The 13,218-nt window shown below is 39.8% G+C and carries 7 protein-coding genes; 2 read left to right on the forward strand and 5 right to left on the reverse strand.

Annotated elements, in window-relative coordinates; genetic code table 11:
• Nucleotides 1-9 precede the first annotated feature (9 nt).
• Nucleotides 10-2,649 (reverse strand): GEVED domain-containing protein, encoded by a 2,640-nt coding sequence (locus RCC89_20015; GenBank protein ID WMJ75426.1) that lies wholly within the window; start codon nt 2,647-2,649, stop codon nt 10-12.
• 296 nt (nt 2,650-2,945) lie between these two features.
• The gene (locus RCC89_20020; GenBank protein WMJ75427.1) at nt 2,946-8,021 is read right to left on the reverse strand and encodes a GEVED domain-containing protein; all 5,076 of its coding nucleotides are present in this window, start codon (nt 8,019-8,021) and stop codon (nt 2,946-2,948) included.
• A gap of 228 nt (nt 8,022-8,249) precedes the next feature.
• On the opposite strand from RCC89_20020, the gene RCC89_20025 reads away from it, so the two are divergent.
• The gene (locus tag RCC89_20025) at nt 8,250-10,154 is read left to right on the forward strand and encodes a glycoside hydrolase family 9 protein (GenBank protein ID WMJ75428.1); all 1,905 of its coding nucleotides are present in this window, start codon (nt 8,250-8,252) and stop codon (nt 10,152-10,154) included.
• Nucleotides 10,155-10,536: 382 nt separating this feature from the next.
• Here RCC89_20025 and RCC89_20030 read toward each other — a convergent pair whose 3' ends face one another.
• The 3 genes from RCC89_20030 to RCC89_20040 are packed head-to-tail and all read right to left on the reverse strand — an operon-like array spanning nt 10,537 to nt 12,465.
• Nucleotides 10,537-11,427, reverse strand: coding sequence for a mechanosensitive ion channel (locus tag RCC89_20030; protein WMJ75429.1), 891 nt, complete (start codon nt 11,425-11,427; stop codon nt 10,537-10,539).
• A gap of 9 nt (nt 11,428-11,436) precedes the next feature.
• Nucleotides 11,437-11,856 (reverse strand): hypothetical protein, encoded by a 420-nt coding sequence (locus tag RCC89_20035; protein WMJ75430.1) that lies wholly within the window; start codon nt 11,854-11,856, stop codon nt 11,437-11,439.
• 24 nt (nt 11,857-11,880) lie between these two features.
• Entirely contained in the window at nt 11,881-12,465 is a 585-nt protein-coding gene (locus RCC89_20040) for a DUF4230 domain-containing protein (GenBank protein ID WMJ75431.1), read from the reverse strand.
• 152 nt (nt 12,466-12,617) lie between these two features.
• Here RCC89_20040 and RCC89_20045 point away from each other — a divergent pair, with 152 nt between their 5' ends.
• Complete coding sequence (locus tag RCC89_20045) at nt 12,618-13,139, forward strand: NAD(P)H-dependent oxidoreductase (protein WMJ75432.1); 522 nt, start codon at nt 12,618-12,620, stop codon at nt 13,137-13,139.
• Nucleotides 13,140-13,218 lie beyond the last annotated feature (79 nt).

The following is a 13,218-nucleotide window of genomic DNA, read 5'->3' on the forward strand; positions in this document are numbered from 1 at the left end:
ACGCCCTAATTAATAACAGATCATTTTTTTAGTAATATTGATCCCCTCCCCCGACAAGCGATATAAATAAGTGCCAGTTTGTAGCCCTGGGCTGTTGAATTCAAATTCATGCTCCCCTGCACTTACCGTTTGATCAGCAACTACACCAACTATCTGCCCAAGCATATTGAGTACTTCCAAACGTACATGCTGAGGCTCTTCTAAACTGACCTTAAAGGTTGTATGACCATTGAATGGGTTCGGATAGTTAAATATATTAGCATTTTTGACCACCACTTTCTTCTCCCGGTTTCCTACAATAGCTGGCTCCTTATTGATTAACACATAGTCGTGTGTTTCTCCATAGGGATAATACCCACAAGCTGCAACTTCACCTGACACATACTCCGTCTCCCAGCAAATAATTCGCATACCTAAAACTTTTGCAGTGGCATTAGGGACTCTTACCGTCGTTGTATAGGTTGTTTGAAAATGAGACAGGTTTGGAGATGTACTGACTAATTCATCGTGATCATTATAAACACCGTCTCCATTCCAATCGATATAAACCTTTACCCTTCTAGAATAATCATTTTGACAACTAGCTAAACCAACCTCTAATTCTATTTCTTGTCCATGGTAAACTTCGGCGAACTCATCATAAAAATCAGAGTAAGTCCTACAGTTGTTATTTAAAGAGGTATTTATATCCCCAAATTTAACACTGTTAATAATCGCATCTTCATCAGATATTGCCCTTGAGTTACAGTATGGGTGAATAGCATAAAAAATATGCTCATACTCGGCAGTTCCCGCAGCGTTTGTTACAGCCAACGTACCTATCGGGTCGTTATAAGGAATAGTTGCCTCAATTGTATTTTCTGACAAAACATTGAAGTACGCTTCGTTTCCATTAAAGGTCACCGAAGTAATACCATTAAAAACGCCTTCTATTGTCACCTTACTCCCCCTTACACCCATAGCAGGTGAAACAGAAGTAATTTCTGGCACAGCATCTACAGGCCCTGAACCTATTCGCAAAGTATAATCTTGCGTCTCCCCGTAGCTATAATTGCCGCAAGCACTGACATCCGTGTCGTGCGCGTGTTCCCAAACAATTACCCTCATTCGAACCCGGCTATTAGGAACAGCATGCTCGGGGACATCAATCATAGAAGAAAAATCGCTGCCAGACGACAACTCCCCTGTTTCAACAACTAGCTCGCCTTCATCCCCAAAATCAAAATTGTTATTCCAGTCGACATAGACTTTAATTTTTTGGCTATTGCTTAAACCACATGTTCCAGTATAAACCCCCAGTTCAAAAGACTCATATACTTCATTTACCAAGCTGGAATTATCCGTATATGTCCTACAGTTCTCGGAAAAAGAAGTATCCAAACTACCACCTATTGTCACCCTTTGAATAAGAGAATTCTGTTCATTGCTAGCCTCAGACACACAATATTGTTGACGTTCGTTAGCTTCCATCCCATCATGGAACATTGCTCCGCTATTAACAGGGTCTAACCAATCCATCAAACGACGATATGTGATTCCGCCACCATTCCAGGAAACGTAAAACTTTCCATAATAGTCCACTCCATCGGCACGGGAACAAGAGGCCGTACCACCATAAAGCTGACCAATAATTCGGTGGTTTTCATCAAAAAGAGGGGCTCCTGAGGAACCAGCTTCTGTAGTAGTATTTCTGTCCCATTGTACCTCCCACATATCAGGATATCCAAGATGTTCTCCATCTGCAGGAGAGTCATCGAATGAAATCTTTTTAATATCTCCAGAAGGGTGGTGAATGCTTACCGTACTGGAAGGAGCAGTCTTTTCTCTAGACCAGCCAGCATAAAACACATTATAATGTTCCGGCGCCTTGGAGTTCATTTCTAAAAGCAGAAAATCTGACACCTCGTCTCTAGCTTTTAGACTAGCACCAGAAACGGTATAATTTGAAGGTCCATCCTGATCGCTACAATCAGGACTTTCATAATTAAAAGCAAATACCCAAGTGGACACATCTCCACCAGAAACCAAACAGTGGTCTGCTGTCAATATATAGGGCGTACCATCATTGGCTGTATTGTTGATCAAGGCACCACTGCATAAACCACCACCAGCCAGAACTAAAGAAACAGCCCTCTTTTCTTTTTCCCAATCGGCACCATCAGGACAATTAACATTCATGTTACAATCACCCGAATCCCCAAACCCTCCAAAAGATTTCATCTTTGTAAAAACATCTTCAAAAGCATGAATTACCTGCCCTACAACTAACTGTCCTTTGCCTGCTACATTGGCAGGTTCATAGTATTCAAGATATATCTCTTCCCCACTCACAGGCATAATGCCTAACTTACCATCATCTTGATTTATTCTACTGGAAAATGCGCCAAGCACCTCAGACCTGTCGGCATTATAGATAAATAGAGAGGCTCCCTCAGGAAGTTTATATTTACTAAGGATCAAGTTAATAGAAAAGGCTCCTTCGGAGCGTATACCTAACCTCCACAACCGATCTCCATTGGGTAAGGAAGTCCATTCTCCTGCATCTTCCAGCCCCTTCTCCAATTTCAGCGAATGCCCAAATTGATAATATTTGCCTTTGCCGAGTTTTCTTGCCTCAGCTTTCACCTTTTCAACATCAAATTTCGGCATGTTTATAACCGGTACATTTGATGACTTTCGGGCAAAACTATTCCTAAGGCTATAGGGCTCGCCACCTTCACTTATTTGACCAAAAGATTTGGTACCTAGAAAAAAAATTGTGCTAAAAACAAAGCAAACGACATAAAGCTTATTCTTCATGGAATAATTGGGATAATATCATTTTAAAGATATGGAAATTATTTAAAGAACGTAAAGGCAACAGTAAATTTTGTCCTGTATATAAACTTCTTAAGAGTTTTTTGTTCACCTTTAGAACCCAATAATTTCCATATCAACGTTAAGCATTAATACTTAACGATTTTCCCAACATAATCCACATCTTCGCCAGTTAGTTTATAAATGTAAGTACCGGCAGGCAAAGAGTTGCCATTAAACTTATATAAGTGCTCACCGCTGCCCAGTTGCTGGTCAAATACTACAGATACCAATTCTCCTAAAACATTATGTATTTCCAGTTTTAAGTGCTGCCCTTTAGGAGTGGCTATTTTAAAATTAGTAATATCATTAAAAGGGTTAGGGTAAGAAGTAACAGATACATTATTGCTGATTTGTCTATTAGCAGACATAATCTCGTCAATAGAAATAGTATAGTCTTGTGTTTCCCCGTGAGGATAACGGCCACACGGCTGAATTACATCTGGGTTATCAGTTTTGACACAGACAATCCTCATTTTTGTTTCACCGAGTACAGCATCTTCCGGCACTTCTATTGAACCTTCAAAGAAGTCGTCAGTAGACATAGTACCCGTAAAAGCCGCTTCTTCATCTTCCGTAAATACTTGGTCGCCATTCCAATCTATATATACTTTAGCCATGCTGTTCCTTTCAGCCCCACATGAACCCAGTGCAATATAAGTATATACATCATCGCCCTGTCGCACTTTTATAGGCTCATCTTCTACAAAGCTTTGGTAAGATTTACATTCTCCTAAAGAAAAGTACTCCATATCGTCAAAGCGGAAAACAGAAACAATAGAATAATCATCCTGAATAGCTTCAGACATACAATATTCTTCTATAGTAAAATCATCGTAAGAGTCAGAGCCCATATCATTGACCACGGTTATAGGTGCAGTTACATTCTGGGGAGCAGTAACAGATAAGGATGAAGAAGTCTGGCTCTCTATTTCAACAGCCACCCCTCCAAAATAAACGGTAGATACATTTTCAAAGTTACTGCCCGATATCACAACACTAGTACCAGATGCAATACTTTCAGGAGACACCGATTCAATTTGAGGGAAATCTTCTGATGAAGAAACGATATTTACAGAATAGTCTTCTGTTTCTCCCCAGTTATACTCGCCACAAGCACTAACAGAAGCCAATTCTGCCCCTTCTACACATACCAGACGCATACGAGCAGTTCCTGTAACATCCAAGTCTTCAGGTATTGTTACTTCTAAATTGTATATATCCTGATTTGACTGCCCTGATGCCACAAGCTCTGCGACCTCATCAAACTCATGATTTTGGTCAAAATCTATATAAGCTTTTAGTGCATGATTTTCCAGACTTCCACAAGAATTTACCAACACCTGAAGATGTAAAACCTGCCCAGGATAAACATTAGCTACATGGTCTGTAAAGTCTGTGTATACCGGACAATCGCCAGACTCGTTGTCAATAGTACCAAACAGCACTCGGTCTATTTTGGTATCGATAGAAGATGAGGCCTGGCTGACACAATAATTTTCAATTCGAAAGACTGAAGATTCGCCACTACCAGCGGGGTTGGTAACAATTACAGGCCCCGTACTTGCACCCGTTGGAACCTCTACAGTAATTCTGGAATCAGACTCCACGTTAAAAACCGGTGTAACAGCCCCCCCGAAAGATATAGAAGTGATGGCTTCAAAGTTTTCACCTTCCAGTGTCACTAACGTACCAGGTTCTCCTGCCTCAGGGGAAATAGAAGTGATAACAGGAGCGTCACCTGTATACTCTTTGACATCTAAAATATAGTCTTGTGTTTCTCCAAAAGCGTAAGAGCCACATGGATCAACTTGGCCTCCTCCCGCCGATTCCCAACATACAACCCTAAGACGCACAGGTCGGGAAGTAGATGCTTGGTCAGGTATAGTCAAAAATGTGCTGAAGGTACCTTCCGCTTCATAAGGAGGAGAAGTTGCAACGATTTCCCCTGGGCCATCAAAAGAACCATCAGCATCCCAGTCTGCAAAAATCCGAACCCGTTTGGTATAATTTTCCCTACAAGCGCCTACAGAAACTTCGATTGGCAAAGTTTTACCTTTATAGGTCTCTTTAGGCATGTTTGTAAAATCCGAATATCCCCTACAATTGTCGCCAAGCCGGTTTGTAAATGAGCCAATGGTAACACTATCTATCCTAGCACCACTATTACTATTAGGACTTGAAGTGCAATAACTAGGCACAAAGGAAAAAACACCTTCGGAAGTACTTGTGCCTGCAGGGTTACCCACAGAAATCGTCCCTTCTGTATCACCTTCTGGCACTACAGCTCTAATTTCACTATCAGAAACAACTGTAAAAGAAGCGGCTTCAATACCATTGAAAGTAACGCTGGTAATTGATTCAAAAGAACCAACAATGGTAACCTGAGTACCAGCAGTTCCGCCTTCTGGAGAGAAAGAAGCGATAACAGGCGCTTCGCCAGCAGCAAAATCTACGTCAGACTCTCCAGCGCCTGCTGGGTTATGCACTGCTATAGGACCGTAAACATCTCCATTCGGAACTATAGCTCTTACTTCTTCAGAAGAAATTACTTCATACGATTCAGCTTCAACTCCATTGAAAGTGACACCATTAACCATTTCAAAAGATCCTAAAATTGTCACTTCATCTCCAGGAAAACCGTTTTCTGGAGAAAAAGAAGAAATAACAGGAACGTCCCCTTCAAATTCGTTTACTTGAATAGAATAGTCACGCGTTTCACCCCAGTTATAAGAATCGCATGGCCCCAAATCAGACATACCACTTGACTCCCAGCAAATAATTCTCATTCTAACAGGGCGTGCTGTTACGGCACGATTTGGCACCTCTACAAGCAAATCAAAAGTACCTTCACGGCTAAAAACGGGAGAAACACCCAGTTCTTCGCCTTCATCTTCAAAATCACCATCTCCATTCCAGTCCACAAAAACTTTAACCATTTTATTATAATGTTCATCACATGCCCCTACTGAGACCGAAAGTTCTTGAGACGCTCCATATTCCATTTCGTTGACAAGATGCGTATTGTTAGAATAACGTCTACAGGAGCTCGACAAAGCCTCACTAATATCTCCAAATTCCACATGGGTAATTATTGCGCCATTAGAAGTAGTAGCCATAGAGGTACAGTAAGCAGGCTCAAAAGAAAAAATATCATCAGACAATACAGTTCCAGCGGGATTCTTTATGGCAATATGGCCTCCTTCAAATCCACTAGGAACCGTAGCCAACAATTCCGATTCGGAAACAACAGTAAAAGAAGCGGGAATATCACCAAAAAGCACCTCTTGAATAGCCCTAAATTCACCAGTAATAGTTACTTCATCTCCAGGTGCCCCACTTGAAGGAGAAAAATCAGAGATTACAGGCACATCACCTTCGTATAAAACTTCCAATGAAAAGTCTTGTGTTTCACCTCTTTGATAAATATCACAAGGAGAAACATCTTCATCCAGTTCAGATTCCCATGTAACTACCCTCATACGGAATACAGCCCCCTCCTCAACATCTTCAGGTACTGTAAAAGATAAAGCAAGAGGAGAGCCGCCATCTGTCTCTTCTGATTCCGCTACCAGCTCCCCTTCATCATCAAAGTCGAAATCCCGGCTCCAATCAACCCATACTTTAACCTTTCTTGCCCGATCATCATCGCAAGAAGCCGTGACAACATTTAGGTTCAGTTCTTCATCTGGAACAATAGACAGTTTGGTATCAGTAAAATCAGAATATTTTCTACATACAGGGTCTTCCGATGCTAAACTATCTTCTCCTACCACCACCAAATCAATGCGAGCACCATCCTCTTCAGCAGCCTCCGAAACACAATAATTCCACTCAGGCTCTCCTGAAGCATCCAGCCCGTCTAAGTACTCAGGATCCGCACCAACAGGGTCAAGCCAATTTTTCAACCTTGAGTTATCAGTACCGCCCCCTTCCCAGGACCTGTTAAACTTTCCAAAAAACTCATAGCCGTCTTGATTGTCACAGCTAGAATGTCCCCTTCTCAATTGACCTATGATACGTTGATTCTGATCAAAAAGGGGAGCGCCAAGAGACCCTGTTTCAGTAACTGTATTTCTGTCCCACTGCACTCGCCATTCATTCTCATCTGAGTCATAAACAGAGTTGTCGTCAAAAGATATTTTTTTCACATCTCCCTGAGGGTGATGAATACTGGCTGTACTGGTAGCCAAAGAAGAGGCACGTGACCACCCGGAGTAGTAAGTGTTATAATCTTCCGGAGGTGCGGAATGCATTTCCAATAAGGCGAATCCAGAATAAGCAAAATTTGCCCTTAGCTCTGCCCCTGATATTGACTGGGCAACCGGGCTATCGTTACCATCACACTCTGCACTTTCAAAATTAAAAGCAAAAACCCACCCAGAAACAGAGCTACTGCCAATCATACAATCATTGGCTGTAAGGACCAATGGTTTTTTATCCTGAGCGGTATTGTTAACAAGTGCGCCACTACAAAAGCCACTACCGGTTACAATTAAGGCTACAGACCTCTTCTGCTTCTCCCACTCTTCACCATCCGGACAATTTACGTCCATATTGCAATCGCCAGACTGTCCAAGCCCATATGATTTCATGATAGGCATGATATCCTCGAAGGCATGCACAACCTCACCAATGACCAGCTCACCCTGTCCAGCACTTTCTGCAGGTTCAAAATATTCAATTACCACTTCCGAACCATTTACAGGCATGGTACCCAACATACCATCAGGCTGGTTATTTTTAGAAGTAAAAGCACCTAGCACTTCAGACCGGCTAGCGTCGTATATAAAAAGCTTTCCGCCTTCAGGCAGTTTGTACCTACTAAATACCAAATTAATAGCGAAAGCCTGTTCAGAACGTATCCCAACCCTCCATATCCGATCGCCATTTCCAATATCTTCCCAAAGACCAATCTCGTCCAAACCCTTATTAAGCTCCAAAGAATGGCCAAATTGATGATATTTCCCTTTACTGTTTTTCTTAGCTTCTTCCTGTACAGCCTCTATGTCAAAAGCAGGCATAGTGACATAGGGAACTTTGTTAGTTACTTTCAATCTATCGCTAAAGCTTAAAGGTTCACCACCTTCGCTAACCTGCCCCATAGCAGTCTCTACACAAAAGATCATGGTCAGAAGAAGTAAACAGTAAATTCGATTAATCATATTTTATATATTTTAAATCCTAAATATATTAAAATGCAGGCAATTTTTAAAGATAAATTATCTGCTAAAAAAGCTTAATGCATATAAATACAATTGAAATAAGCATTAGTAACTAAATGCTGGCCACAAAATCTACGGTCAAAAAATCTTAATAGTGTAAAAAACACAATAAATTTCGCTCCCTCCTGATAATTCAATATTTTTGAAGAGAAAAAGAAATAATAACATATGAAGAACCTATTTGTTTTTGCTACTTTAGTCTGCATGGCATTTTCATGTAATGCACCTGAAAAGCAAGAGAAAACCCGAGATGTAGACGCCGATCTCGAAAAGATCTTAAAGGGCACTGAACCCTTAACGTTACGTTGGATAAAAGCACAAACCGAAAGTTGGTCTGACCTTTCTGTTGATCAGATTATCGCTCAAAAAACCATTAAACCAATTCTTGCACATGGAGGGTATGAGCCTTGGGCGTCTAAAAAAGCAGTTATCTGGACTAACAATGAAGAGTACACGGGGAAATTTGAAATTATAGATGTACAAAGAAACTCCCAACCACCTGCAGAACCTATAGTATATACAGGAGAGCTGAAAAAAGCAGGAAACCACATCTGGGGCGGAAACAATCTTATAGCAGATTTCTCAGACTTCAAGACGCCTGGCCTTTACAAACTAAGACTAAGGCTCAATGAAACTTACGAAACTACTGACAGCTACTATTTTCCAATTAAAGAAAACTTGTATGCCGAATTAGCTGAAAAAGCTGCGGATTGGTTTGCTTATCAAAAGTGCGGAGTAGAAGTAGAAGGCTGGTATGAAGCATGCCATTTAAATGATGCAAAACTAGAAAGCGAAGAAAAGTGCGTAACTGGCGGCTGGCACGATGCTGGCGATTATAATAAGTGGCCAACCTATACCCCACCCCCACTTGTGGCGCTCAGCATGCTTTATGAAGAACAATACCACCACAAAGAAGAAAACAAAAAAGGACGTGAAATTCTTGATGAGTTAGCATGGGAATTATCGTTTCTATGTAAGGTGCAAAAAGATGATGGTACCTTTTATTCCATTATTTCGAAAGAAGACAAGCCTTGGTTATGGGCAGGTGTACCTGAACTAGAAGAACAAAGAGTTGGGGTAAATTTCAATGTAGGAAATGGCGACCCTGCCAGCATCTCAAGTGGTATAAAAATAGGCGCTGCTGTATTAAAAAGTGCAATACACTTAAAACAGCATTATCCAGAACTAGCTGATTCTTCATTGAACCTGACAAAAAAAGTATATGACAGAGCTATAGCTGTTGATTATAATACCAAAGAATATGAGCAAGACAAACAGGATTACCTAAGCATCCAATCTGCTTTACTTTCTGCAAACTTGTCACTACTTGCCTTTGAAGAAGATGAAAAATATGAAAAAGATGCAGAAAAGCGTGCAGAGGCTATACTAAAAGCACAATCGCCAGAGGGCATTTTCTATTCTGACTATGACCAAGAATCTAAAGCTTATTGGCCAGACATGTACCTTACAGCGCTTTATGATTATTACCATTTTACAGAAAATGATCGTTTAAAAAAATCTATAGAAGAAGCATTTATTAATTACAGCAATTTTTATGTAACACATGCAGAGAAAAGCGCTTTTGGCCATACTGGCAAATATGAAAACAACGAGTTCTCGCTTATAATGGAAAATAAAACTGCTGGATATAATGCTTGGGCACTGGCTTTTACCTATTCACTAACAGGAGACGAAAAATATCGTGAAACGGCCGTACATAACTTTAACTGGATATTAGGTTATAACCCAGCAGACGTTTCCATGATGGCAGGTGTAGGCTTTGGCCCTGGCGCTTACCACCACAGGTACACCTCTATCCCAGGACATGAAGACGGAATTGTGCCAGGTGGGGTGCTAAATGGTATTAAAGCTGGAACAGGAGACCTGTTGTTTCTTGGAGATGAAGGTGCTGAAAATTTTGTCATAGGCTATTATCTTCCAAAAGACTACCCAGCCATTGACACTGACGCAAGAGGTTGGACTTATGCGTGGTGGCCAAATGAGTACCACATTCCTAACAATGCATACTTTATAATGGCAGCCAACATGTTATCTCAAGCAGGTAAAAAGTAAAACATAACAAACAGCGTTAAATGGTTGAAGCATAGTCAGCCATTAACTGTTGCGGTTAAGTTTTAGTGGCTGGCACGTTGTGCTTTTGCCATATACGGAATCATCGAAACAAAAAAGAGGGAAAACCAACCCTCTTTTTTTTATCCAAAACTATATTATAGGGCCTGCTGAAAACTCACAAGTGTTCAAGATACGCATGGCCTTACATGAAGACGCATTAAAGTACTTCAAAAAAAAGTATTGAGGCGAAGCAAAGCAACAACAAATCAGCACTTGGGGGTCGCAAAACATAGCAGCGTTATGGTTAAGACACAAATGCGAGCAAAGCGACTGGTTTGACTATTTTGCTACCTAATAAAAAGCTCTTTTGGGTATTTCAGGTTTAATTAAATTTTTCTGTCCTTTCGAACCTCTCGAGCCCACTTTTTATATGCAGGTCTCTTTGAGGGTATGGTATTTCAATTTGGTGTTCTTTAAACTTTTTGGCTATTGCATAATAGAGGTTACTTTTAAGCACACTAGGACTTTGCACATACATGCTTGTCCAAACCCTTAAAGTAAAGTCCAAAGAGCTATCATTGAACTTATCAAACAAGACATCGGGCGCTGGACTTTGGAGTACACCAGAGTTTTCATGAGCCACCTCAAGCAACACACGACGGACTTTTTCTGGATCTTCCTTATAATGCACTCCAACAGGAAAATTAAACCTAGTTTTCTGGTCGCTATGGCTCCAGTTTATGACTTTAGAAGCAATAAACTCAGAGTTGGGAATGATAACTGCTATATTGTCATTAGTTATAACAGTGGTAGCCCTGGCAGCAATAGACACAACATTGCCAACAATAGCCCCAACTTCTATTCTGTCCCCTATTTTTATTGGCCTTTCAAAAAGGATAATGATACCGGAAATAAAGTTATTTGTAATATTTTGAAGGCCAAAACCAATACCCACACCTAAAGCACCAGCAATAATGCCCAAAGCACTCATATCTATTCCTATAGAATGAATGATTACAATAAAACCTACAGTCAAAATAGAGTATTTGACTATAGTGGCAATAGCTTGGCTAACCCCGGAGCTTATTTTATAACGAGGGAAAACCCTAAAAATCATTACCATCCGCAATCTCTCTGCAAGAAAAAAGAGGATAACGAGAGAAAAGAAAAAATACAATATAGAGCCTACTGTAATGCTGCTTACACCAATGGTAAAAAGCTCTTTATTTATTAAATCCCCTAAAAAATCTAAAATCTTGTAAACCCAATCCATTATAAGAAATTAATACTTATACATTATGCGATCGTCGTATCCCTTGATAAGAAGAAAAATGCTATTGGTGTTATGGTACTGCAGTGAAGAAATATCATATTTATAAACACCTGAACCAGTTTCTGACTTTCTGCCATCGGAGGTCTTTACCGGATATAAATAAGTCCCAGGAGGAAGGGACTTCATGTATTTGCCATCGTTAACCATGTCAAAGGCAGCCCCTGCGCCACATCCATCACATTCTAACTCAACAGAAAGAACATCTCCCTCGACAGTGGCCGTTAACACCTTTACATCAGCGTCTGCCTTCCGGCTGTCAAAATTTTTATCTATAATAACTTCTTTCACTTCATCATGAGATAATGCTTGGTTTCTTAAGCAAGCAGTAGCAATTAACAACACGAATACAAAAACAGGGACATTTTTCATAATTACCTAAACTTAAAGAAAGATTTAAAGTTCATCTGACTCAAAATTCAAATAAACTTTTTTATCAGTAAAATTTTCCAAGAAAGATTTAAGCATCACTTTAGCGTGTGCTTTTGTCTGTCCAACAACATCCAATTCTTGGGCGCTTTTAGCCATTTGCTTTTCAGCCTGTCGGTAAGCCTTGTCAATCAATTTGGCTTGTTCAAAATAATGGTACTCCATATGATAAACCCTCGAACGTTGATGATCCAATTTCAAATAGCAAATTTCAGGTTCAGGCAACTGAACGTATATGGCATCAGGCATTATTCTAATACTGCTAGAATCTACCATTGCCAAGTTGACACAACCTACGATTTCTCCACTAGCTATAAGAACTACTTTTGGATCCGGCAACCATTGCTTTATAACCTTATGTTCAACTATATCCTTCAGGTTATATTTGATAAGTTCTAGTTTACCAAGAGAAGAAATTTTCTCCACAAGTACATCATGAGAGACAACCTCTCTTTCTTCTTTATCATTTTGATGCTTTTGACCACTCCCATAAATATATACCCCCATCAAAATAACAATACCCCAGGGAAACAAGTGTAAAAGAATACGCATATTCAAAAGTAATATTCTAAATTAAATTAACTTATAATGCCTTCATTTTTTAATTTTACATTTTGGATGCATAATATGATGTCGTGATAATCAAACTCACTTAAATATATTGACAATCCATATCAATTAACGTAATAAATAAACATAAAGATATGGTAGCGATCATATCCGGTACAAACAGAAAAAATAGCAACTCCTTTGAAGTAGCGGTTATTTACAAAAACTTATTAAAAGAAAAAGGTATTGAGTCAGAAATCATTTCTCTCGAAAAACTCCCTGAAGACTTTGCCTTTACAGCCCTGTATGAGCGATCAGGTTCAAATCCATTGTTTAATGACCTTACATTAAGCTTGTTTAAGGCAAAAAAAATAGTTTTTATCATTCCTGAATACAATGGATCCTTCCCAGGAATACTGAAAGCATTTATAGATGGATTCAGCTACCCTTCTCCTTTAAAAAATAAAAAATGCGCCCTGGTAGGCATTTCTACAGGTATGTCGGCAGGAACTATTGCGTTAAGTCATTTTACCGACATCCTGAATTATCTAGGAGTACATGTATTAGCCAAAAAAATAAAGATTCCTGATGTGAGCAATGTTCTGTATAAAGAAAAGAACAAGGAACATTATTTAAATATGTTAAGCAGGCAGGTAGAAGAGTTTTTATCTTTTTAGGCCTTATTTCTACTTCAAAAAACTTTAGCAGTCCGCCCTATGATTTAAGTTGCAGTACATTAATACCCCTAGTGCTAAA

The sequence above is a fragment of the Cytophagaceae bacterium ABcell3 genome, assembly GCA_030913385.1.
Classification (GTDB): domain Bacteria; phylum Bacteroidota; class Bacteroidia; order Cytophagales; family Cytophagaceae; genus ABcell3.